The sequence below is a fragment of the Mesorhizobium sp. M0833 genome, from assembly GCF_040319905.1.
GTDB lineage: Bacteria > Pseudomonadota > Alphaproteobacteria > Rhizobiales > Rhizobiaceae > Mesorhizobium.
The window spans coordinates 143343-166180 of record NZ_JAMYOQ010000008.1; the positions used below are offsets into that span (position 1 = coordinate 143343).

Here is a 22838-nt window from a genome sequence, read left to right on the forward strand (position 1 = left end):
AGCCTCTCTCTGAACTAAGCACTCTGAGAATCGCATCTCCACGAATCACTGTCAAGAGTCATTGGCGTCGTTTTGGCGAGCAGGTTTCTTTTGCCTAATCGAGGGTGAAAGAAAATGGAGACGAATATTGCAACGACGCCCTTTGGGCGGCGACCGATGACGCTTGGCATGATTTCAAGCCAAGTCACCGCAAGGGCGGTGCCGAAGGACGCGACCGTCCACAAATGGCATGTCTTCCAAGATATCAAGGACGCCAGGATCGCTCTGGGCGCCACCGATCGCGCTCTGGCTATTCTCGACGCGCTGTTGTCGTTCCATCCGGACACGGCGCTTTATGGCGACAGCGAACTGGTTGTATGGCCATCCAACGAGCAGCTGATCCGCCGCGCCAACGGAATGCCCCCAACGACGTTACGGCGGCACCTGGCCGTTCTGGTCGAGTGCGGCTTGATCATCCGTCGGGACAGCCCAAACGGCAAGCGCTTCGCCCGGAAGGGTCAGGGGGGCGAGATCGAGCAGGCCTATGGCTTTGACATCTCGCCGATCGTGGCGCGCGCTGAGGAGTTCAAGAATCTTGCGGAAGCGGTCAGATCTGAGAAGAAGGCCTTTCGTCTCGTTAAGGAGCGGCTAACCATATGCCGCCGTGACATCGTCAAGATGATCGACGCCGGGATTGAGGAAGGCGTGCCGGCGAACTGGGGCAGGGTCCAGCAGGCCTACCAGGCGATTGTCGGCCAGATACCACGCACCGCAACCAGACAAACCCTCGAGGCGATTGCCGAGGAGCTTGAAGGCCTTTGGGCTGAAGTGCGTGAGGCATTGGAATCATTTCTAAAAACACGGAAAGTGGACGCCAATGAGTCCCGAAATGGGCGCCACATACAGAATTCAAAACCAGACTCTAAATTTGAATCTGAAAGCGGCTCAGGAAATAAAGATGAAGCGGGCGGCAACGTTGCGGACACCGACAACGTACGGAGCCTACCGAAACGCGAACTGCCGCTAGGAATCGTGCTGGATGCCTGCCCGAACATGCTTTGGCTGGTGAAGGGCGGCGGCGGAATCCGCAACTGGCGTGAATTTCTGGCCGCGGCCGAGGTTGCCCGGCCAGCCATGGGCATCAGCCCCAGCGCCTGGGAGGAAGCGCGAACGGCAATGGGTGAGCAGCAGGCGGCGATTACCATTGCCGCCATCTACCAGCGACAGGACCAGATCAACAGCGCCGGCGGCTATTTGCGCAGCCTGACGGACCGATCAAAGGCCGGAAAGTTCTCGGTCTGGCCGATGGTGATGGCTTTGTTGCGGGCTAAGCTTGACGAATCGAAGACGACCGGAACCGGGTCCGGAACTGAAGCCGCTGCCGTCGATTTGGAGACGGCGGGCAAGGTTGTGCGCACCGAATCCCGGCTGGAAATCAGCGACGCGTTGCGCCGCAGCCTCGACAAGCCGGGGCGCGGATCATGATCAGCCGGGCAGGTTTCGATCCGAACTATGGAACATGGACGGTGGCTGCGGTGCTTGTCGGGAAGAGCATCTTATGAGAGCATCCAGGGCATGAAAAACGAACACGACCGGGAACCGACGCCCGATGAAACCGCCGGAATGGTGTGGTGGAACTCACTTGACGAATCCGATCGTGCGGTTTGGCTGGCGCGGGCCGACAGCTCGGTTCCAGCTGATGCCTGGGCCGCGTACAAGCGGCTCGGAAATGTTGAGCGTCAGTCACGGACCGTAAACTGAGGACTGTTCTGCAGCGGGATGACGGTCAGCTCGCGGGTAGTTCGGCGACGAGACCAAGCCGGCGGGCTCGATCGAGCAGGTTCTTGACTGAGGAGGCAGACCATTTTGCGCTTCCTCGTGGGGTTCGCTCATGCAGGCGCTCGAGCTGGCCAGCGATGTCGCGGAGCGACAGGTTTGGGTTAGACTGCGAAATCCCTGCCACAAGAGTCATCAGGCGATCTTCGGGAGGCAGAGGAGACGCCCGCTTTAGCAGTGTGGATTCGGCCAGGTGCTCGGTGACGAGCCACCTCACTGCCCGCCGCAGTCGTTCAGGCGTCCACTCGAGGCCGCGCTGCTTCAGGACCCGAGCGATATCGTTCCAGTTGTGGTCTGGTCGCATCCGGCGGACCGTCGGAAGCCACTGGTTCATCGTTGATTGAAGCCGTCGGCCATAAGCCGACTTTTGCACCGCTGTCATCTTCGCCAGGGCTTCGGGCCTGCGCTCCCGGATACCAGGATTGCCTGGCAGCCGCCCCCTCGATCGTGCAGCGATGATGCCGGCCTTGGTCCGCTCCGAAATCAGCGCACGCTCGAGCTGGGCAACGGCGCCGAGTACCTGTAGCGAAAACATGCCCTGTGGCGTCGACGTGTCGATTGGATCTCGGAGAGATCGGAAATGCGCGCCCTTCTCAGTCAGATCCTCGATCAGCTGAAGAAGATGGCTGACAGAGCGCGCAAGGCGATCAAGACGCACAACGACCAGGACATCGCCGGCGCCGATCTCGCTGATCAACCGCAATAGGGCAGGGCGAGCTCTCGATGCACCGGATCCATGTTCCTGAACGACGACGTCGCAGCCGGCCGATTGCAGCTCAATCTCCTGCGCTTCCGTCGCTTGTTCGTCCGTCGACACGCGCGCGTAGCCGATTTGCCGGCCCTTTGGCCGTCCGGAGCGTCGATCTTGCGCTTCACGGGCCATTTACAGCGTCTCTCAGCATCGGAAAGGCGTTTGTACAAACGCCGAAGATATCAACAAACGATCGTTTGTAAACGTCTCTAGTTGCCCTTTACACCGCTCCTACCGCTTCGATGAGCCGGTAAATCAACGGTTTTCGGCCTCCTGAGCGTCCCAGGGCGTGCTGCTGTACAGTCTAGATATGAGGTCATTATCGATAGTGATTTTTTGTCCCGAAGAAACACGACGTAAGTCCAGTGATACCCTCACTAGCTTGACCAACCAGAATCAGCCATCATGAAAACAATGGCTTACACGCTCGACAAACTGCCCCTGGAAACCCTGATCGGGCCAGTTGCCCGCGCGACCGCGGTTTTGGTCCGCCTCGACGAGCGGGTCGCCCGTTCGCCGGTCTGCGACGGCTTTGTCGAGCGCCAGCATTTTGCCGACGCGGCTTCCGCGCTCTGGCTCGAGGGCGAACTCGTCCACATCGAGGACCTCGTGCTGCACGATGCCCACATGGACATCCGCACCCCGACCCACGAACTCACCCGGGCGCACGCGGTGCTGCGAACCCGCCGGCGGATTTTTGCGCAAAAGCCGGACTGGGCGCTCAGCCGCGACGGTTTTTTGGCGCTGACCGGTCGCGGCGGCGCCATGCCGGCGGCGGGCCAAAAAAGCCGGGACGGGGAGGGGGCTGGAACTGCCTTTGTGGAAGCCGACGATCGCGACGACGCTGAGGCCGACCGGCTGGCCGAAGAATTTGCCGAGATCGATGCCGTCCTGGCACGTTCATCAAAGCTTCTCAGCGGCGCCGACGTGCCGGCGAAAGCGGCGCGCCCGGACGACCGGCCGGACCTGATTTACGATCTCGACTGGAATGAGGAAGAACGGCTGGCCGAATGGCGCGCTGTGCTCGCGGAAACGCGGGAGCAATCAGTCGTCCTGCGCGCTGCGGTCCTGCTCGAAGCCTGGTCGGACATCGAGGTGCTGCAGCATGCCACGTGGCTCGGGCCACTGTTCGTCGCCGCGCTGCTGCGGCAGGAAGGGCTCGCCGCCCACCATCTCGCTTGCATTCATCTCGGCGCGAAAAACATTCCGCGCGAGCGGAGGCGGGCGCGCAATCGCGGCGATCGGCTGCTCGCCTTGCTCGATGCCATTCACGACGCAGCAGTGGCTGGCCTGAAGGAACACGATCGGCTGGTGCTGGCAAAAAGCCAGATGGAGCGGCGAGTCAAACAACGGCGCGCCAGCTCGAAACTGCCCGACCTGGTCGAGCTGGTGCTGTCCCGGCCGCTCGTCTCCACCGGCATGATCCAGGAGCGGCTAAAGGTGACAAAACAGGGGGCGCTCAATCTGGTCGGCGAGCTCGGCCTGCGCGAGATGACGGGCAGGGGAAGGTTTCGGGCGTGGGGGATCGTGTGATCGAACTTCCGTCCGGTAAGTCATCGCACACTTTACGAGCTTAACAAACTTGACGAACTTACATTCTGGGGCCACATTGATGCAAACAGGAGGTTGCCGTCATGGCCGTTCCAAAGCGCAGCAATCATAGCGGGACCCCGTCCGATGCGGGAGTCACCACAATGGCGTTCACCACGAACCTACCAGCACAGACCAATTTCAAGAAGGTGTTGCTCGAGCGATACCAGGAAGCGATCGCACGCAGCCGCAAGATTGGCCATCGCGTATCGTTCCGGGTAGAGGTCGATCCGGCGGCCGATGCGCAGACGATCACGCCGGTCGAGGAGCAACCGATCGCTTCAGACGATACCTTTCCCGTCCAGGACACGGGCAAGCCGGATGCCGAACTCGAGGCGGCGCTTGCCGAAGCGCGCGCGCGCGGCCGCAAGCGGGTCGCCGAAATTGTCGCCAGCGAGGACATGCTGAGCGCAGATGCCTTTGCCAAGCTGCTCGGCACGTCCCGGGTGACGGTCAACGCCAGGCGGCAGAGCGGGCAGGTGCTCGGGATCGATGGTGCCAAGCGCGGCTTCCGCTTTCCCGTCTGGCAGCTCGACAGGGATGGCCGGCCGTTCGGTGCATTGCCGGCGCTCCACGCGACGTTGGGCAACAATGCCTGGGCTGTCTACCGGTTTTTGGTGTCACCTCATGGCGCGCTCGATGGGCGGACGGGTCTTCGTGCCCTTCAACAAGGCGATGACGCTTCGGTGTTGTCTGCGGCCGAAGGCATGGCCAGAGGCGACTTCGACTGAATGCCTGGCGTTCCACCTCCACCCGATTTCGGGCGCGCAAAGCTCGAAATCGAGACCATACCGCGGGGTCGGACGTTCGGCCGGATCTACTGGAGCACCTATCCTGATCCATTGGGGTACGGGAAGTCGCCGAGCCGGTTCAGCGATCCTCGACGCCGTCTTGACGCCAACCGGTTTGGCGTTCTTTACCTCGGTGACTCCCTGAAGGTGTGCTTCCTAGAGACCGTGCTGCGCGACCGCCGCGAAGGAATCCTTGACGATCTTCCAATAGAGGAGGTGGAGCTGACCCGACGGCGCTATGCGGAGATCGCGACCACGACGAACCTGCGCCTGGTCGATCTCAGAGGCGACAATGCCGTTCGGATGGGTGTGCCGACCGATGTCGTGCGGGCACAGCGCCAGAACGTGGCGCGCCGATGGTCGCTGGCGTTTTACGAGCATCCGTCCCAGCCTGACGGGATCATCTATCCATCGCGTCTCAACGGCGCGACCAATCTCGCCGTCTACGATAGAGCAGTCGGAAAGCTTCAGCCGAAGCGCGTTGTGACTCTTCGCGGTGCGCCCGGGCTGGCTGAGGCGCTGGAAGGTTTTAGAGTGGGATTGGTATGAGGACGCAGTTGCAGACCGACACCTTGCAGATACGAATCTTTGAAGTTGTCGTTCGCTGATATCCGCCTACCATTGGCCGGTCACATCCGGCGGCCATCCCGACCCGATGGCGACGTGGTCTGGTTGAAGATCGGGCAAGGAGCCGCGCAGGGTGGGTAGCACGCTGCGGATATGCTCTCCCAATGCCTTTGCGGCCGAGAATGGTCGCAGTTCGGCGAACACCAATGCCATGCCGAACGTCGGAAGCGGCGGCAATCCGGCCGAGACGACATGAAGGTCCGGCGGAGCGGCCGAACGTGTCAGAACGCTGATCGCGTGACCGGTGCGGGCGATCGCGATAAGGCCGGCGAGGCTGTTGCTGGCAAAGGCTAGCCGATCCTGTCGAGCGGGGAGTTCTCGAACTCCCGATCGGCTACCTTGCCGCGCTCAAGCGCAAGTGCGAGGAGCGCAGCATGCTGCTGATCCTCGACGAAGCCCAGACCGGTGTCGGTCGAACCGGACATTTGTTCGCGTTCCAGCGCGACGGGGTCACTCCCGGCATCATGGCCTCGCCGAAGACCCTTGGCGCGGACCTGCCGCTTGCCGCCGTCATGACCACCGAGGAGATCGAACAGAAGGCCTTCGAGAGAGGGTTCCTGGTTCTACACCACCCATGTCTCCGATCCTCTGCCGGCTGCGGTCGGCGTCACGGTCCTCGACGTGGTCGAGCGCGACGGTCTTGTGCAACGCTTCGAATGTGTCGGAGACGTGCGTGGTCGCGGCCTCCTCCTCGGGCTCGAGATCGTCGCCGACCGGCAGACGAAGGCTCCCGGCTTTGAGCTCGGTGCCCGGGTCATGGAGGAGGCCGGCGCCTCAGCATGAACATCGTCAAGCTTCCCGGCATGGGCGGCGTGTTCCGCATCGCGCCTCCCTTGACGGTCTCGGAATGCCGAGATCGATCGGGGGCTGGAGATCATGTCGGATGCGATCGAGGCCGCCTCCAACACACGCTGACCACGACGAGGCGCAGGCCCAACACTGCCGCCTTCGGCCGACTGCACCGCGCCAGCTACGCGGACCGTTGAATAACCGAGATGGGGCCGTGAGCATCCACACGACGACCTTTGATGGCGGCTAAATTGACGAGGTGAACACCGACATCGGCAGACTCTACACGTAGATCGGTCGTTGCAATCAGATGGACTGGTGCCACGCCACAAACGAGCCGAATTGCTAGGTTCAGTGAATATCGGAAACGACGTGTTGACGTCGCATCGCAACCGTTATCTACCTGAAAATACATTGAGCATTCGGGAGGACGATGCCCAAGGTTATCTACGTCACAGGCGCTCCTGCAGCGGGGAAAAGCTCGACCCTCAAAGCGCTGCGAGCACTCCTACCGAATATTCAGGTTTGGGAGTATGGCGAACGCTTGACTGAATATGTCAAGGATCGATCCGAAGGAGTATCGGATCAAAACGACCTTCGGTCGAAATCAGCACTGGTCGTGACCCCGGACGATGTCGAGCAGCTCGACAGGCTACTACTCGAATTTGTAGTGTCCAATCGCAGCAAGGTTCCGGTTCTTATCGACAGTCACCCCGTAACCAAAGAAGAATACGGCTTCCGAATTACCGCATTCTCTCAGAAAGACGTGCAGTCCCTCGCTCCCGACGAGATTTGGGTGTTCTATGCCGGTCCGGCGGAAACCCGACGTCGAATAGAAAAAGAGTCGGGCGGCAGGCCGCTCCCTTCGGAGGAAGAAGCTCGTATGCATACATCACTGCAGGCCGGGGTTGCCGCCACCTATGGGATCATGGTCGGCAAACCGGTTTACTTGTTTGACACCGAGACCGACCAGCAAATCCTCGCAGCGAAGCTCAAGACGAGGATCGAGTGACCAATAGTCCCAGAGAGCGCACGCGTATCGATCTTCGGAAGGCCATCAATGCAGTTTCCGACGTCGTTCAAAATCGACCACGGCCACTTCGAGAGTTCGACCAGATCCACATGAAGACGGGCGACATGGTGCTTCAGAGCGAAATGGTCGCCGATTGGGCAGACGGAAAGAATCTCGCATTCATTGGCGATGGCGATGCGATCAGCGTCTGTGTCGCCTATCTCAAGAAGCGGGAAGTGCTTGATTTCGGGCCGACGAAGATAATGGTCTTCGACTTTGACGAACGCACGGTTGAAGCCGTCAAGCGGTTCGCTCGGCATGAAGGGATCGAGCACCTCGATGCCCAGCTGTACAACTGCATCGAGGCGATGCCGGACTGCGATAAGTACGACTGCTTTTATACGAACCCGCCATGGGGTGCGTCGAATATGGGCGAGAGCGTCAATCTGTTTGTTCAGCGCGGGATCGAGGTCGTCAGATACGAAGGCGAGGGAATGATCGTGATCGCGGACGATGACGATCTGCCCTGGCCAAAGCAGGTTTTGGCCAATGTCCAGTCGTATTCGCGAGATGCCGGCTTCTACGTGTCGAGGATGCAGCGGAAGCTCCACAGCTATCACCTGGATGACGCCCCTGAGTTGAGATCCTGCAATCTCTATATCTCATCGCTTCCGGACAACGGCGGGCGTTGCCGCCCCAGTGAGCCGGCATCAGGGGAGAAATTGGCCAACTTTTACGGCAAGTCCAAGGAGCCGCGAGTCCGCTATGTGAAAGAACGGAAACGCCTCGACTACGGCAAGGCTCACGAGGACGAATATGAGCTGATCCCACTGGAGGATTCACAATGAGCGAACTGATCAAGCCAGGCGCCGGCGTCCTGTACATGAAAGTCGGCACACACGCCCAAGAAAGCCTCGCCGACATCATCAAGCGCAAGACAAAGGAGATCGAGGACGAGGGAATGGCCTTTTGGGGCTATGGGGGCACCACCTGTCACCCGCTCTCGATGGTACAGCCCTTCGCAGAGATGTTTCAGAAGAAAGGTCAACCGATCCACCTCATAATGCAGGAGATGGACTCGCGGCATTCCAAGGATCCAGTCAGGGCTGACCAATATTCGATTGACCACGTTAATTGGGTCGACATCCCTTCTGGGATCCATGTGCTGGGTTCGAAATACGCCCTGGTGCTCAAGACCTTGCAAAAAGACAAGTTTCAGCTGCATCTTGACCAAACACGAGTACCCGTCGGACCGAGTGCCGGTCGGGTTGGAACACGTTATCTGCGCGGCCAGGTAGATAAAGCCTGCCTAGAAGTTCTCGACCATCGCGAAATCTCGAACGAAGACGACGCGAAGGAGGTCGATATCAGCCTCGTCGCAGAACTAGAGGCGCCATACGCGGTGTTTCTACGCAACAAGCCCTGAAAGATCGTTCGACGCCAGCAATGTTCTTGCGGCGCGAGATCGCAAGGCATTGATGTGGCTGTTCAGCCCCTCGACCGCCGCCTCTATCGACACAGCGGTCGCCGCGCAGGAGAAACAAATGCTCATCGCGCGATCGGCATTTGGTTCTGCACAAACGCGGGAGCGCATATAGGCGACATTGGTTGCAGCCATAATCGCTGCCACCACCTGCTCCAGGCAGGCAAGCGGCGGATGGGCAAACTCGTGCCCGACAATCTCCTCGATCGCCACGATCGCCCGCTTGTCGCCTGTCAGGAACAGTTTGCAGCCGCGGGACACGAGTATTGCAAGAAGCTGGCTCTCTCCTGAATCCAGCTGCAGGTCGAGTTCCTGGGCTTGGGCCTCATACGCCGCGGCTAGTTCGATCTCCTCCGCCGTCGGCTCGACGACCAAAATGCCGAAGCTTAGGTGATCGAAGGATCGCATCGCCCGGTCGCGATCGTTCATCTGGCGAGACCGCCTGATCCGATCACGTATAACGAAAGTTGCCACCTTGAGAGCGGTCGGCATCAATTCCTTCGAGGTCAGGAGCGACATGAACTCGCAAGCCAGCTCGTAAGCGCTGATCTTTATCACAAGGTCATTGTCGAGGAGGCAACGGCTATCCATCGAACCCCGACATCAACACGCGTAGGTAGTCGGATGTCTCATCATTGAGAGCGGCCCATTTGATCTGACGCTCCGCGATCTGGTTGATGCCTCTCCACATCTCCGTTTTCGCGGGGTAGATATGCCGCAACGCAGCGTTGGCGACGGCCCAATTCTCATGCAGGTGCCCGACGCAGAGAGCGAGTGTGCCAGCATCGATATTGTGCTGCCTCCCGGCAACAATGACAGCCTCGGCAAGACTTCTCGCACTGTAGTTCGTGGTGTTGATGGCGAACTCCGGTCGGATCGTACCCGTCAACACCGATAGCGCGTATTCGTTCGCCTCCACCTCCTGCGGGTCTTCGTCGACCAGGTCGGCGTCGCCCAGATCGACAATCGCCTTCCCACCGCCAATATGTCCGAGAGCGGCATGGCCAATTTCATGCGCCAGCGTGAAAGCGATTGGTGCCGGATACGAAGCGTCGCGACCCAGAAGGATCGCGTACCTGCCTGAGACCTCGACCACCATCGCGCGCATCGATTTCGCGGCGAGCGGGAACACCCTGAGATGGATCACAGGCACTCCAAGTGCCCAGCAAAAGCCAATTAGAGAGACGAGATCGACGACAGGGCGATTTTGCAGGATCGCTGCGCGGAGATCGAGTGCTGAAATTCCGTTGATCTTGCCGCCAACATCAGTCGCGCGAATGAGGATGCGCCCGATGGCGACGCCGAACGAAGCAAGCGCTGCCTGTTCAGCAGCGTCCTCCGTCGAAAGGTTCTTGAAGCGAGCATCGTCTTTCCAGACGAATTCAACTCTCTCACCGAGGAGAGGCTCGGGTGCAAGGCCAAGCTTGCGTGCGAGGACGAAGCGAAGTTCGGCCCGCGCAGATTCACTCGCCTCCGCGTCCTCGCTCCACCATCCGGGCCAAGCAGCATCGATTGCCTGATCGCTAAGGCCGGCGGCCTTCAGGCCCTTCACCAGTCGCTTGGTGCTCTCCTCCACTATGCAGGCGTCCTGTCCTTGCCTTGAGAACGCAACTAGATGAGATAGCGGATGTCTTCCGCTTCTCGGGATATCTTCTTTGATGGGCGACGTATACGATCTACGAGGTCCAACCAAGCGTCGTCATCGAGGTCGCGGCTCGCAACGCTGACCTGATCCTCACCGCTGATCTCGATCGGATCCGCAAGTCGCACCCAATAGCCGCCAAAAAGCTGCGCGCTGAGGTTCACCTCATAGGCGGTGTTTGGCGACGGCTCGTCTGTCTGCCTCAAGAGAGCAGTAACCTGCGAGGCTCCAACCGGTGCGCCTCGGCCACCAACATTCCTGTAAGCGGACGGGTCGAACGGTGTGCCTCTATCGAGTGAGAGCGGTCGCTCGCTCCAGCACATGAGAGCGAAGTGCTTTTGCTTCGGCCCCGAGGCGCTGTCGCCGCGACTTGTTACGAGCACATGGCTAGGTAAGGCGCGAAGCGCGCCCTCCGCATCAAAGTATTTCCGCCAGGCAACGACGCGACCAGGCTTCGCGTCTACACTCTTTGCCTTGCTCTTCATGATGGAGAAAATCGCAGCAACCGGCGTACCCATTCGAGCCAGAGAACTGATCGCGGACGCTGGGGCGTTGCCCACGCCCCAGCAGAACAGTCCGCCGCCGAGCCTCCGCTCAGTCTCCTTGCGTTCGATGATCACGCCCAGTTGCTGACCAGCCTCGGCCTGCATACGCGACCAGCAGATGTACTCAGCCCCAACGCAGGCATCGGTAACCCCCTCTGCGATATCGCGACGATCAGCGATCATTGAGCTGCTCACTTTTCCCCACCAGAACCTCAGTACGCCAGATAGCTGGCCACAATCAAATTTGCCTGTGCTCAGATCTGAGCAAATCACCAGTGATTAGCTGTTTACAACGACGGGATAACCTGTGCAAAAGAGATGTCGACTTTTTCCCATTTTGTCCCATGAAAACTGGAAGACCCGCTTCCTGGAATCCTGTCTCGGCAGTCGCGCCAAGCGCATGGACTGACGTTGTCGCGCTTGCGTCCAAGGAGCGGATGGTCTTTCCCGTGGTCATTCGCAGCAGCCTGCCGTGGCTAGAGTCGCCAGCAGGAATCCTCGCGACCCTGGGGTCCGACCCGACGGTGGAACTATGCGCATGGGAGCCGGCCGGCTCGGCCTCGATGCAGCGTCTCCACCAGGCGCTTGTCGAAGCGAGCGAGCCAGAGCGCGGAGAAATGGCAATTGCCGCCATGGATCGGTACCTGCGATTGAACATCGACGGCACAGGTCGAGCGGTCATTCCTTCGACGCTGCTTTCGCACCTCGAAGTTGGCGAAGCCGCTGCTTTGAGGATCGTAATGCGCAATGGACGCCTCTGGCTGTGGTCTGAGCGCTATTGGCAGTCTCAGCGAAGCGAAAGGATCAAGTTGCTCGATGACGCCGGCCTACCGTGATCATATCTCAAAGAGGGAACAAAGCAAGAACATTGGCGCTGATTCGGGTATTTTTGGGGTGACACTGCAAGCGCTGCCAGCCGCGCGAGTGCGTTACCAGCAGAGGCGAGAGAAGAGCAACGATGCTGGAAACCTTGAAGCCAGCTTTCGACGAGACTGATCCTGCGGCCGAAGATCGCGCGTTCCAGGGCTGCCCTGAAAGCGTCCCGGTACCGGAACATTACATCTGTCCACGTAGCGGAAAACTCTGTTGGCGTCTCGGCGCGATTTGAAGGACAGCCGATTGAGTTGGCCGACTTCGAAGTGCCTGGGACGGGGGAAGGGGTGCCCGTCCAGGTGGGGGTATCGTCTAGGTTGTGGATGGTACGAGGCGACACGGAATAAATTTCCGTCTGTTGCGCGAGCTGTCGAATACGATGGAAGCCGGCTGGCCGAGAAGGCTTTAGCGGGCTTGGTTCACGGTAGCCCGGACCGCTCGTAGGGCGGGAACGCTCGGCTTGGTGATTTACCGGGGGAAGTTCTTTATTTGTTCCTCCAATTCCGGTAGCGTTGCGGAAGCCAAAAACCCTAGATGGCACTATGAGCATTGAACATCGTTTTGACATTCCGCTGGTTGCGTCTCTGGCTCTTCGGGAAAAGCAGATCCAGCAAAACTACCGGCCGATCATTGCGGTGCATAAATGGTTTGCGCGACGCCCCGGAACCCTGTTCCGCGCGTTGCTTCTCTCCGAATTCCTGGATGAGCGTCTCGACGCGACGTACTTCGAAGGTCACGATTTTGCCGGCAAGAAGGTGGCCGACCCATTTATGGGTGGCGGTACGCCTCTGATCGAGGCGAACCGCATCGGGTGCGACGTCCTCGGGTTGGATATCAACCCCATGGCGGCGTGGATCGTGCGCGAAGAGATCGAGCACCTGGACCATGACGTCTATCGCACCACTGCGGATCGGTTGGTGAAATCGCTCGATGAGGACGTCGGGGAACTCTACCGTACCGATTGTCCGGTCTTCGGCGACATTGATGTGCCGGTCAAATATTTCATGTGGTGAAGACGATTCCATGCGAAGCATGTGGAACCGAGGTCGACCTCTTCCCCGGATACTTGCTTGCTGACGATACTCGCCATCCGCGCAATGTTCTGGTATGCGAACACTGCGGCGATTTGAACGAGGTAGATGACCTCAAGCATCCGGGCTCGTGCGTGCATTGCCTGGCCCCGCTTTCGGTGAGTGGCCCCGCAAAGCGCAATCGTTGCAAGTGCTCCGCCTGCAACGGCGAGGTGAGATACCCCCGGCCGAAGGATGGCCCGCTTGGACGTCGGCTCTTTGCCATTGAGTATGCCAATCCAGGCCGCAAGGGTCAGCACAAAGGACGATTTTTCAAGAAGCCCGATGCCAAGGACCTGCGCCGTGCGCAAACCGCGTCAGCGCGCGCTAAAGCGATCGAGCCCCGCTTCATTCCGCTGCAAGAGATCCCCGCCGGCGACGAGACCGACCGGCTCCACCGGTGGGGCTTTCGCTACTACCGCGAGCTGTTCAATGACCGTCAACTGCTTGGGTTGGAGTTGAGCTGCCGGCTTATCAAGGAAGTGAACGACACCCGCATCAGGCATGCGCTGGCGACGAATCTTTCCGATTTGCTGCGCTACCAGAACACGCTGTGCCGCTACGACACCATGGCGCTCAAATCGCTCGACGTGTTCTCGGTGCACGGATTTCCCGTCGGCCTAGTCGAATGCGAGTCCAACCTGCTAGGCAGCGTCAACGGGACCGGAGGTGCCGTCGGCTCCGGTGGGTGGACCAATATCATCGATAAATACGCCAAGGCCAAACGCTATTGCGATGCCCCGTTCGAGGTTCAACATCGTGCCGGGCGGAAAATACAAGTGCCTGTCGAAGGGGAATGGATCGGGGAGACGAGACCGGGCGCGCGATCGCGTAACGTTGAAATCCACTGCGCCAGTGCGACGGATTACGCCCTGGAGCCGGGCAGCCTCGATGCGGTGTTCACGGACCCGCCTTACTTCGGCAACGTCCAATACGCGGAGCTGATGGATTTTTGCTTTGTCTGGTTGCGCGGCCTGGTCGGCGATGAAGGCGAGGGGTTCGATCAGCAATCCACCCGCGCGGCGAACGAACTGACCGTCAATCTGACGGAAGGCCGCGATCTCGCCCATTTCACGGAAGGTCTATCACAGGTCTTTTCGCGCATGGCCCATGCTTTGAAGCCGGGCGGGCCATTGGCCTTCACCTACCACCACAACAAACTGGAGGCCTATCATTCGATCGGGGTCGCGATCCTCGATGCAGGATTGACCTGTTCGGCGAGCCTGCCATGTCCCGCCGAAATGGGTGGTTCCATCCATATCCATGGCACGGGCTCGTCGATCATCGACACGGTCTTTGTCTGCCGTGTGAATGGCGAAGCGAAGCGTCAGCATCTTTTTTCGACCATGGACGAGCTTACCGGGATCGTCCGTGATGAGCTCGGCCAGCTGCGGCTGGCCGGCGTGAAGGCCAACAGCCGGGGATATTCGCTGCATCGCGTTCGGTCATCTCACCCGCATGGCGATATGGGCCTTGCGGCCAACATGGCAGGCGAGCTGGTCGACGGCTGAGAAGCTTACTCGCTTCGCCGCGGCCCTGAACGCCTTTGGCTCCTGGCAGCCAGTCGTTGATCGTTTGTCCTCCCCTGTCGAAGCGCGCACCCCGACTTCTGTGCAATCGCTACCTCTGTTCCATAAGGAAGAGCGCGATGCCGTCGCGTTTTGATGCAGATTTCTCCGATCCCGGTTTGAATGTCGATGCGTTCATCGATGAGGTGTTCGCGGAACTGAAATCGGGGTTCCTTGAACTGCCAAAGGGCCAGGGCTTCATCGAATATCCGATATTCGAGGCCGGATACCAGGTCCTCAAGAAAGCCACCACCAACTTCACCGCCGTCGACGCGGTCGCAGTTACCAATGCGATCTATGCGACGCCGATCGTCTTCACGGTCCTGCGGACGATCCTCGGTTTCACGCCCTCGGAATGGGCCGACGTGACCACCGAACGGACAGGGGTCGCCGTGGATCAAGGCGCCGCTCGCACGCTGGATCGGAGGATCAGGGTCGCCCCGATGGTCCCCTTGAAAGACAAGGGATCCGTGACTGATCAACGGCTGAAGGCGATGATCGAGGCCGCAATACAGATGCTCGAGGCCGGGGCCGGCAATGTGGACCGCGCGCTCATTCTGCACAGGCTCGACAAGGTCGATACCGCGGGGGGAATGGCAAGCATTAAAGCCGATCGCCGATCTGGGGGTGCCGTATCCAGTGCTTCTCTATGAGCGATTTTTGGGACGCCCGTTTGCCGGGCATCGGGATTCCGTCAGCGAGCTTGTGGGAGACGTCGTCGAAAGCGCCGTGGAAGATGTCTTGAGTAAGGTGAGCGTCAGCTACCGCAAGACGAAGAGGGCGGAGCGTATCACCGGCTTCGATCAGGCCCCGGACTTCATCATACCGGATGAATTCAATCCCGCGGTCATCATCGAGGCAAAGCTGACGGAAGATGATGGTACGGCGCGCGATAAAGTGGCTCGCGTTCAACGGCTGCGTACACTTCGAGATGAAAAGGGATTGACCTACGACGTCGTGGCCTGCATCGCCGGTCGTGGTTTCAAAGTTCGTCGCAATGATATGCGTCGCCTGCTCGTAGCGACCGAGGGAAAAGTGTTCACTCTCGCGTCGATCGAAAATCTCGTTACCCAGACCCGGATCAGGGACTACGTGACGACGCCCATAAGCTAACCAGGCCTTCCCGCCCCGAAAAGAGTCGATCATGGCCGATGAGGCATAGCCAAGAATTCGCGCGCTGCTCGAGATCGAAGACAAGGACTTCATTCACGACGATCTGGCCAATGCCGCCCTTCCATACGGCCGCGACCTGTTCCGGGATTCAGTAAGGTTCCACCAATCCCTCGCGCTCCAGTACCCGGCGGACCTCTTCGAAGGCAGCGTCGATGTTGCCAGTCGGAAACCGTATCTGGCCCAGTCCCTGGATGTTGGAGAACTCCTCACACCCGTCTTCAAGCATGACAACGGCTTTAGTGAAGCCGAGCCGTCCCTGGAACAGGCCGACCTCGTGGATTACGTTCATCCGCGCTTGATGCTTTCCGTCCCTCATTTCATCCTCGGCGGTGAGGATGACAAAAGCGATGGCGGCCGATTCCAGCATTTCCGAAAGGCGTGCGATGTTGGTGACGCCGGCAGCGGGTACTCGATTAAATTCATCGACAGGCAGGTGAAGTCTTCCGTGGATGAAGTCCTTAAGCGACCTCCACAGTAGGCTGCGCCCATGACCGATAAAGACGTTGGTTCCCACCAATGACGTTTTCCGCTTTCGGTATTCTAGACGGGACAGATGCGATCCCGCCTGCCGTGCCAGGTCAGCTATTTTATGTGCGACGATGGCCGGGGCTCCGATCAAGGCGGTCTTGAGGGTTATCCCCTGATGCGGAGCCAGTCGCATGCCCTGCTGAAGCGCACGCCGGTCGCGCGTCATGATCTGCCCGCTCGGAATCATGATCCGAGCACCTTCCTGTTCAGTAAGAATGCGCTCGTCACCGACCTTGCGCTTTATATCCTCAAGATACGCGTCCGGGTTGTCGCGTAGAAATATCGCCAGCATGGAAGCGATCGTCTGTTTCGCATCCTGGACCGCCTGTTCGACCGCACGCGACTGCTTTTGGGTTTCCTGCAGATCAGGATCACCGCTGCGTCGTTCGATCTCAGCGATCACATCCTCGAAACGATACTCGCGCCAATCTCCTGTCGAGCCATCGAGTGGCCATTCTTCGCCAAGCCCTGCCTCCATACTGAAGTGCGCACCTGCCGGCGGACGCGCAAATCCAGCATAGTAGACGGTGGAATGATAGCCGAGATTCGATCCGCTCCAAGCACGACCGATCTCTTCGCATGCTCCCCCGACGCGCTTCAGACTCGCCGTTATCTCGTTTGCCTCCAGCGCAGCTGCCAGCCGATCGAGGCGATCTGAGATGTCGATCAGTTCCTGTCCATCCACAAACATTCTCCTGCTAGCTTAGAAGACATCTCAGCCACCGCCGCTCATGCCTTTGATCCGGACGGCGCCCGAAAGCAAAGAAAGGGCAACCGACCCGCGACGGGTTTTCTTTGCTAATTTCGCAACGGGGTCACCCATCCGACACCCTTCACCTATGACTTGGACATCTTCGACGCGTGGAATGCCTCGCAGTGGCTTCTTGAAATGCAGGTTTTGGCATTGTTCGGTTACCGCGGAAAATACCAGGATCGTCGGTTTCAAATGCGTTCATACGCGGGGAATCTTGCCACCTTCCCTGTCGCTCAAGGCGATTGGTTGTAATGTAAACGTCCAGCTCACGCGGCCGCTCGTCTGATGGCCTACGGTGTCTCGGCGCCAGCCGTCGCCGCCGCATCGATGGCGAGAACGTCGAGGCCGTCAATCTCCTGCATGACCTTTCCTGCGATGCCCTGTAGGTCGCCGTACATGCCAACCGTCGACTCGATCACACCCTGTATCTGAGCCTCCCGTTTCGCCCACAGGCGCATCGTGGCTTTGCGTTCCCGTGCGAGATCGTCCTGCATATCGGAGAACTTCTCAACGATCGCCTCGACCCGGTGACGAAACCGCGGGCCAGTCAGATAGCCGTAGACCTGCTCCATCTTGGTTGCCTGGCCGTCCTGCGCGAGGCGGGAGTTGGCGAGTTCGATGAGCGACTGCCGGAGCATGATTGCGATCGGAATCGCGCATTTGGGATGGGCGAGGTAAACGCCGTCCACCAGATCGAACGTTTCGACGCCTGCGGGCAGCGCCTCGGAGATCATCAACGCAATGTCAGCCTTGGCGGCGCGCTGGTCCGTCCGGAGCTTGCCTAGCCACCCTTGGCTCCAGTTCCTGGTGCGTTTCGATTCCCACAGAATCGCGCCGCAAGGCTGGCCAGCCGGCCCCACCACGCGCTGCAGCACGTCACCACCAAACTCACCCTTGGCCACGGGTTCGATGATATCCATCGGGAAGCGGCTGCCGATCAGCGACTCCAACTCGAGTTCGAGGACCTCACCCTGAAGCTGCTGGGACCCTTGCTCAGCGCGGCGCTTCAGCTCTTCGATCTGACGCTGCATGCCGGCGATCTGCTCCTCCTTCTCTGCCACCTTCAACTTGAGGCCGTCTTCGGCTTCGGTCCTGGCCTTGACGCGAACGGCGTCCAGCCCTTCCTGAATCTTCTTTTCAATGGTCAGCGCCATTTCCCGCTTTTCGTCGTCGAGCGCCCGTTGCTGCTTCAGGAATTCGGCTTGCTGCAGCTGAGCTGCGGCGAGCTTCTCGTCGCGCACCCTCAGCGTCGCCTCCATCTCGCCAAGCTTCCTGTCCTTGTCCTCAAGGTCGGTCGAGACCAGCAGCTTCGCCTTGCGGGCCTCTTCAGCGGCTATCCCGACACGCTCAAGCTTGAGTTTTTCAGAGACCTGGCTGTCGATGTCCTCCCGGGCGGCGTCGATCGCGTCCTGTTTGCGCTGAAGCTCTTCTTCCCTCACCGCCATGACGGCATTGCTCTGCGCAAGACGCCGTTCGTATTCCTCGCGCGTGGCCGCAATCAGCGGCGCCGCGAGCGACTCGTTGAGCTTGATGTCCGTCTTGCAGCTCGGGCAGCTGATTGTCGGCTCGTTGAGGGTCCTGGGCTGCACAGTCATTGGACACTCCCTGGGGAACAAAAGATGTTGCAATGTATACAGGAACGCGGCCAGCTCGAAAAGAACAAAAAAGGAACATACCAGTTATCCCCTGCATAGGTGGTCGCGCCGGCAGGCCAGGCGGATGAGGCCCGCCAAGGCCGTCCATGCAGATAGGTGTGCGTCGTCTCCCGTTGCGATCAGAGCGCCAATGGCCGTAAGGGCATACTCAAAATGCCGTGCTTATGGCGAGCCCATGAAGACTCAACAGGGAGGTGGTGATGAAACGAGCTCGAGGCGTTGGCCAGAAGAAGGACGACCAGTACACGTCATTTGCCGAACTGGCAGCAAACGAAGAGCGGGGTGCCGACTACGATTTCTCGGCTTTGGATCGGGGCTCCGCCGTAGCGATCGTCGCACCGCATGGCGGCTGGATTGAGTACGGCACGTCTCAGCTGGCCACCGCCGTTGCGGGAGATGACTTCTCGCTCTACCTGTTTGAAGGACTCAAGCCGAAACGGCCGCATCGGGAGTTGCACATCGGGTCCGAATATTTTGACGAAAAAAAGTGCGTCCAGCTGGTCACCAAGGCCCAGCTCGCCATCGGCATGCACGGTCGCGCGGACGGCGACGATCCCGAAACGATCTGGCTCGGCGGCCTGGGCAAGGAGTTGCGCGACGCTATCGCGGTGGCCCTGGAGGCAGCGGGCTTCAAGGCCATCACCTCAGGCCATCGCCTGCCTGGCGAGCACAAAAACAACATCTGCAACCGCGGACTCGGCCGGGCAGGCGTGCAGCTTGAGTTGCCAAAAACGCTGCGGGACGCGCTCGTCGCAAATGCCGAGCGCCGCGCGCTGTTTGCCGGGGCGGTCCGCAAGGCCGTTTTGAAACATCTCGGCAAACCTGGAGCGGTTTGAAAATTTGAGGGTCGCGGCCAAACCTCCACCCACCGTGATCAAGCCTTCGGCTTGAACGCCCACACCGGAATCTTGTTCTGCTTGCCGGTACAGCGCTTGTTGAACAAAGCGATCCAGGCCAGTTGGACGTCCAGCAGGCCTGCGACGGTCGAGATGACCAGAGCGTCGTCGATCGCTTCGGCGTCGCCATGAATGAATGCGTTGCGCCGATGCTGAACGGTCTGGAGGTGCTGGGCCACTTCCGGATAGCCAATGTCGGCCAGATCGTCCCAGAACGTCTTGCCCCAGCGGTCGCGGTAGACCCGATCCAGCCTTTGCCCGATATTGGGCGTCCGGCGGAGCACTTTGTCGTCGGGATCATCAGCGAAGGCGGCTTCGAAAAACCGCTCCATCAACACCTCAAAGGCCGTCCAGAACAGGATCACGATAACGAGGCGCTGGGAAACGCGCCCAGACATCCCGTTCGTGGCGGTTAGCGGCCGCTCCCATTCGTTCCGCATCAAGTCGAGCAGCACGAAGACTGTGTAGGGAGCCGCCCCCGGCAAAGTGTACCGTGGGACATCGACGCGGCCGTTCAACTCGGGAAACGCGTCCGGCTGCATCTGACGCTGGCAAACCGGACACGGGCGATGCACGTCTCTGTAGAGGCCGTGACATCCAGGACAATGAACCATCGGGACCAGCCCGTCTTTCCAGGGCGACAGCACAACTTCGGGCGATGTCGTCGTCATCCGCGCCATCTGAGCAGTTTGAGCAACGAGTCCCACAGGCGCCCAACAAAGCCGCGCTTCGGCTCACGTGTCTTGAAGTAAGCTTCCCGCCGCCTCTCTTCCGACCGGCGGCCGGCAGCGATCTGCTCGTCGCTCCAGCGCGGCGCCCAGTCGATCTGACCGTCGGTGATGAGGTAGTGAGACTGGCAAGGCAGCTGCCAGTTGCCGATTGAGGGGCGCATTGTTGCGCGGCCGCCGCGCTCGGACAACGTCCACTCGGCGGGGCCAAGCGGGACCGAGACTTTGCTGCCGCAGCCGCACGCGCAGAGATGAACGGCTACCGCGAACTCCTTCGACACGTAGAGAATGCCCGGCTCGAGCTGTTTCGGCACATACTGGACATGCTGGAGCGTCAGATCCTTCACGTGTCGCGCTCCGACATGATCCTGAGCGTGGTCGTGTCCATGAGCAAATGGTACGCCGAACTATCGTCGACGTAAAAGCCGCGCCGCTGCTTGTACATCATAACGGCAAGGGCGGCATTGATGGCGTTCAGCTCCGCGATCTGGACGTTCTGCCGGTAAGCGTTGTCGGGGTCATCCACCGTTTCGGCTAGGTTCATGGACCGAATCTTTTCGGCATCTTCGACGCTGAAATAGGTTGAGCGTAGTGTGCCTGCCAACGGGCCCTGTTTGCGATTGAGACCCATGCCGACGTCGATGAAGGGTATTCCCATTCCTCTCAAAAGGTCGAAGATAGCGGCGCGGGCGGAGCCCTTGTCCACGCAAACGAAGGCAAACGTCACTCCCTCAAGCTCGGCTGTGGAAGAGGCATCGATATAGACCTGCCGCATGGACAGTCCGTGCCGAAAGTTCGTGTAGCGCTTTTCGGCGACAGAGGCTTTGGACTTCTGCCAGTCGTCGAGATCCAGGGCACCAGGCGAGCGGAACGCGTTGTGCGGGTAAAACAGGTCACCGTCGAAGCCTCGTATCTCTCTGACCCTGGTCTTGACCATGAAATCCAGAACATAGGAACCTGTGCCACCAAGCCCGATGATGGCGATGACCTCGTCCTCGAAGATGCTGGCGAGATCAGCGATCTCGGCGCGGCTGGTCAGGGAGTCATGCACCTTGAACACGGAGTCCGGCACGATCTCGGGATCGACGCGAAAGGTGAGGGGGCTGGCTTGGGGGAACCGCTCTATCGCCGGCCCGGAAATCAGAGCGACATAGTGTTCGATCTTGTCGAAGAAATTCGCAAACCCGGTCGCCGGCTTGTTGGAAAACGACCTCTGGACTACGACATCGTCACGCGACAATGGAATAATCGTTGCACCGCCGGCAAGGTTGGCGACGGGCTGACCTTCGAGGCCGTATGGGGCCGCTCCGGCGAAATAGACCTGGTGGTCATCCTGCACGTAGTGATGCTCGTCGACAGGGACGAGTTTGGCGACGATGGACCCGGTCTGAAGCGCGCCCTCGTGGTCGATGTACGGAACGTCCCGAACCACGAGGTGCAAAGTGTCCACCCTCAGGGCATAGCCCTTTTCAAGCAGGCGGCGGATATCGTCGTTATGACTGGCCAGTTCGATTAACACTGAAGACCATTCCTTCCTTGACCTTCACGCTGCCACCCGGAGCCAGGATGCCTTCCGGCTTGTGGCCGTCGCCGCGGGTGTAAGTCACCGAGTAGGTGATCTCGGGGTGCTGCGGATAATCGGGATAGGCCAGCGTCACCACTTCGGCGTAGGTGATGGTGTCCTTCTTCGGGACTTCGTAGGGGCTGCCGTCAACAATGATGGTAACGGTTTTGTCCTTGCCCTCTTCGTTTTCCTGGGTCTGCACTTTTAGGGTATCCTTTTTGTTGAAGCCGCTAACCGCGCGGCGGGAAGGGATCGTTGCCGTAGGACTTCGTGTCGCGGATCTGCCCGTTGGGGCGATGGATCACCACCTCGCTGTGCTGGTTGATGGCGATGTCCCTTGCCGAGGCGATCGCATCGGCCTGGGTCGGATGAAGCGAGGTGGCGCGGTTGTTGCCGGGCGCCGAGCACCGCCCACTGACCGTCGCGAGGTACGACATGCTGATTTTTGCCCATGAAAGTCTCCGTTAAGGTTCGTTTGATACAGATGCGTACAACTATATCTTACGACGAGGCTTGCGTCAAGCCTGGTGTTATGATGGTGTAACACCTGATCAGACGGTGTGCCGCGAAAGCGAGCGCGCCGCTGCTGACTCTGGAGAAAGACTGGATGGTGGAACTGGCGGTAAAACTGAAACAACTGCGCGTTCGCAGCGGAAAATCCTTGCAGGATGTCGCCGACGCGGTCGGTGCCTCGAAGGCCCATATCTGGGACCTTGAGCGCGGTGCGAGCAAGAACCCGTCACTAGCGCTGCTCAAAAGCCTTGCCGACTACTACAAGACCGGCATTGCCGAGTTGGTCGGCGAGAACCCATCGGCGGACGAGGAAGAGCAGAAACTGGTGGCGCTCTATCGCAATCTCGGTGAACTTGATCCCGACGACCTCGAAACAATAGCCCTGCTTGCGGAACGTCTGAAGGCGAGCAGGCCCAAGACATGAACATAAGCCGCATCGACCTGGCCGATGCGGCCAGTCCTGAACGCCTC

At 59.7% G+C, this 22838-nt stretch carries 26 protein-coding genes and 3 pseudogenes; 17 read left to right on the plus strand and 12 right to left on the minus strand.

Annotation, left to right across the window (positions count from 1 at the left end; genetic code table 11):
- Positions 1–114: 114 nt before the first annotated feature.
- Together repC and NKH98_RS11885 are read left to right on the plus strand one after the other, a co-directional pair.
- Positions 115–1464, plus strand: coding sequence for a plasmid replication protein RepC (repC, locus tag NKH98_RS11880; RefSeq protein ID WP_352898595.1), 1350 nt, complete (start codon positions 115–117; stop codon positions 1462–1464).
- Between the two features lie 90 nt (positions 1465–1554).
- Positions 1555–1740 (plus strand): hypothetical protein, encoded by a 186-nt coding sequence (locus tag NKH98_RS11885; protein WP_352898597.1) that lies wholly within the window; start codon positions 1555–1557, stop codon positions 1738–1740.
- Positions 1741–1765: 25 nt separating this feature from the next.
- Here the strand turns inward: NKH98_RS11885 and NKH98_RS11890 are convergent, their stop codons facing one another.
- Positions 1766–2698, minus strand: coding sequence for a recombinase family protein (locus NKH98_RS11890; RefSeq protein ID WP_352898599.1), 933 nt, complete (start codon positions 2696–2698; stop codon positions 1766–1768).
- 282 nt (positions 2699–2980) lie between these two features.
- Between NKH98_RS11890 and NKH98_RS11895 the strand changes: the two genes are divergently transcribed.
- From NKH98_RS11895 to NKH98_RS11905, 3 genes are all read left to right on the plus strand, one after another.
- Complete coding sequence (locus tag NKH98_RS11895; protein WP_352898602.1) at positions 2981–4099, plus strand: RHE_PE00001 family protein; 1119 nt, start codon at positions 2981–2983, stop codon at positions 4097–4099.
- A gap of 161 nt (positions 4100–4260) precedes the next feature.
- On the plus strand, positions 4261–4887 hold the full coding sequence (locus NKH98_RS11900; protein ID WP_352898603.1) for an XRE family transcriptional regulator: 627 nt from the start codon (positions 4261–4263) through the stop codon (positions 4885–4887).
- Positions 4888–5496 carry an RES family NAD+ phosphorylase gene (locus NKH98_RS11905; RefSeq protein WP_352898605.1) on the plus strand — a complete coding sequence of 203 codons (609 nt, stop codon included), beginning with the start codon at positions 4888–4890 and terminating at the stop codon, positions 5494–5496.
- A gap of 66 nt (positions 5497–5562) precedes the next feature.
- Here the strand turns inward: NKH98_RS11905 and NKH98_RS11910 are convergent.
- Positions 5563–5874: pseudogene (locus tag NKH98_RS11910) on the minus strand (type 2 periplasmic-binding domain-containing protein); the annotation flags it as partial.
- 11 nt (positions 5875–5885) lie between these two features.
- On the opposite strand from NKH98_RS11910, the pseudogene NKH98_RS11915 reads away from it, so the two are divergent.
- The 4 genes and pseudogenes from NKH98_RS11915 to NKH98_RS11930 form a co-directional block, all read left to right on the plus strand.
- A pseudogene (locus NKH98_RS11915) lies at positions 5886–6489 on the plus strand (aminotransferase class III-fold pyridoxal phosphate-dependent enzyme); the annotation flags it as partial.
- A gap of 307 nt (positions 6490–6796) precedes the next feature.
- Positions 6797–7375 (plus strand): AAA family ATPase, encoded by a 579-nt coding sequence (locus tag NKH98_RS11920; RefSeq protein WP_352898608.1) that lies wholly within the window; start codon positions 6797–6799, stop codon positions 7373–7375.
- On the plus strand, positions 7372–8223 hold the full coding sequence (locus NKH98_RS11925; RefSeq protein WP_352898609.1) for a bis-aminopropyl spermidine synthase family protein: 852 nt from the start codon (positions 7372–7374) through the stop codon (positions 8221–8223). The genes NKH98_RS11920 and NKH98_RS11925 overlap by 4 nt, the downstream gene beginning before the upstream one ends.
- A complete protein-coding gene (locus NKH98_RS11930; protein ID WP_352898611.1) occupies positions 8220–8801 on the plus strand; it encodes a hypothetical protein in 582 nt (193 codons plus the stop codon). Before NKH98_RS11925 ends, NKH98_RS11930 begins: the two co-directional genes overlap by 4 nt.
- On the opposite strand, the gene NKH98_RS11935 is transcribed toward NKH98_RS11930, so the two are convergent.
- The 3 genes from NKH98_RS11935 to NKH98_RS11945 form a co-directional block, all read right to left on the minus strand.
- Positions 8784–9287, minus strand: a complete 504-nt coding sequence (locus NKH98_RS11935) for a hypothetical protein (protein ID WP_352898613.1) — start codon at positions 9285–9287, stop codon at positions 8784–8786. The genes NKH98_RS11930 and NKH98_RS11935 overlap by 18 nt on opposite strands.
- A 154-nt stretch (positions 9288–9441) precedes the next feature.
- Entirely contained in the window at positions 9442–10434 is a 993-nt protein-coding gene (locus NKH98_RS11940; RefSeq protein WP_352898615.1) for an ImmA/IrrE family metallo-endopeptidase, read from the minus strand.
- A 35-nt stretch (positions 10435–10469) separates the two neighbouring features.
- The gene (locus tag NKH98_RS11945) at positions 10470–11228 is read right to left on the minus strand and encodes a hypothetical protein (RefSeq protein WP_352898616.1); all 759 of its coding nucleotides are present in this window, start codon (positions 11226–11228) and stop codon (positions 10470–10472) included.
- Between the two features lie 254 nt (positions 11229–11482).
- Between NKH98_RS11945 and NKH98_RS11950 the strand changes: the two genes are divergently transcribed.
- The 5 genes from NKH98_RS11950 (at position 11483) to NKH98_RS11970 (ending at position 15669) form a co-directional block, all read left to right on the plus strand.
- On the plus strand, positions 11483–11881 hold the full coding sequence (locus NKH98_RS11950) for a hypothetical protein (RefSeq protein WP_352898618.1): 399 nt from the start codon (positions 11483–11485) through the stop codon (positions 11879–11881).
- Between the two features lie 579 nt (positions 11882–12460).
- Entirely contained in the window at positions 12461–12931 is a 471-nt protein-coding gene (locus NKH98_RS11955) for a DUF1156 domain-containing protein (protein ID WP_352898620.1), read from the plus strand.
- A 53-nt stretch (positions 12932–12984) separates the two neighbouring features.
- A complete protein-coding gene (locus NKH98_RS11960) occupies positions 12985–14499 on the plus strand; it encodes a hypothetical protein (protein ID WP_352898621.1) in 1515 nt (504 codons plus the stop codon).
- A 137-nt stretch (positions 14500–14636) separates the two neighbouring features.
- A complete protein-coding gene (locus NKH98_RS11965; RefSeq protein ID WP_352898622.1) occupies positions 14637–15209 on the plus strand; it encodes a hypothetical protein in 573 nt (190 codons plus the stop codon).
- A complete protein-coding gene (locus NKH98_RS11970; RefSeq protein ID WP_352898625.1) occupies positions 15196–15669 on the plus strand; it encodes a hypothetical protein in 474 nt (157 codons plus the stop codon). The genes NKH98_RS11965 and NKH98_RS11970 overlap by 14 nt, the downstream gene beginning before the upstream one ends.
- A 148-nt stretch (positions 15670–15817) precedes the next feature.
- Here the strand turns inward: NKH98_RS11970 and NKH98_RS11975 are convergent, their stop codons facing one another.
- The gene (locus NKH98_RS11975) at positions 15818–16942 is read right to left on the minus strand and encodes a TIR domain-containing protein (protein WP_352898628.1); all 1125 of its coding nucleotides are present in this window, start codon (positions 16940–16942) and stop codon (positions 15818–15820) included.
- Between the two features lie 129 nt (positions 16943–17071).
- Here NKH98_RS11975 and NKH98_RS32990 point away from each other — a divergent pair.
- Positions 17072–17263: pseudogene (locus NKH98_RS32990) on the plus strand (hypothetical protein); the annotation flags it as partial.
- A gap of 38 nt (positions 17264–17301) precedes the next feature.
- Here the strand turns inward: NKH98_RS32990 and NKH98_RS11980 are convergent.
- Entirely contained in the window at positions 17302–18606 is a 1305-nt protein-coding gene (locus NKH98_RS11980) for a DUF2130 domain-containing protein (protein ID WP_352898631.1), read from the minus strand.
- Between the two features lie 260 nt (positions 18607–18866).
- On the opposite strand from NKH98_RS11980, the gene NKH98_RS11985 reads away from it, so the two are divergent.
- Positions 18867–19502 carry a poly-gamma-glutamate hydrolase family protein gene (locus tag NKH98_RS11985; RefSeq protein WP_352898633.1) on the plus strand — a complete coding sequence of 212 codons (636 nt, stop codon included), beginning with the start codon at positions 18867–18869 and terminating at the stop codon, positions 19500–19502.
- A 38-nt stretch (positions 19503–19540) separates the two neighbouring features.
- Here the strand turns inward: NKH98_RS11985 and NKH98_RS11990 are convergent, their stop codons facing one another.
- The 5 genes from NKH98_RS11990 to NKH98_RS12010 form a co-directional block, all read right to left on the minus strand.
- Positions 19541–20080: a hypothetical protein gene (locus tag NKH98_RS11990; RefSeq protein ID WP_352898635.1), complete on the minus strand. Its 540-nt coding sequence runs from the start codon at positions 20078–20080 to the stop codon at positions 19541–19543.
- A 149-nt stretch (positions 20081–20229) separates the two neighbouring features.
- Positions 20230–20637, minus strand: coding sequence for a ubiquitination-like system serine protease family protein (locus NKH98_RS11995; protein WP_352898637.1), 408 nt, complete (start codon positions 20635–20637; stop codon positions 20230–20232).
- On the minus strand, positions 20634–21809 hold the full coding sequence (locus NKH98_RS12000; protein WP_352898640.1) for a ThiF family adenylyltransferase: 1176 nt from the start codon (positions 21807–21809) through the stop codon (positions 20634–20636). Before NKH98_RS12000 ends, NKH98_RS11995 begins: the two co-directional genes overlap by 4 nt.
- The gene (locus tag NKH98_RS12005; protein WP_352898642.1) at positions 21784–22056 is read right to left on the minus strand and encodes a multiubiquitin domain-containing protein; all 273 of its coding nucleotides are present in this window, start codon (positions 22054–22056) and stop codon (positions 21784–21786) included. Before NKH98_RS12005 ends, NKH98_RS12000 begins: the two co-directional genes overlap by 26 nt.
- A 28-nt stretch (positions 22057–22084) precedes the next feature.
- Positions 22085–22291 (minus strand): DUF2188 domain-containing protein, encoded by a 207-nt coding sequence (locus NKH98_RS12010; protein WP_502894231.1) that lies wholly within the window; start codon positions 22289–22291, stop codon positions 22085–22087.
- Between the two features lie 170 nt (positions 22292–22461).
- Here NKH98_RS12010 and NKH98_RS12015 point away from each other — a divergent pair, with 170 nt between their 5' ends.
- Entirely contained in the window at positions 22462–22791 is a 330-nt protein-coding gene (locus NKH98_RS12015) for a helix-turn-helix domain-containing protein (protein WP_352898644.1), read from the plus strand.
- The last annotated feature ends 47 nt before the right edge of the window (positions 22792–22838 follow it).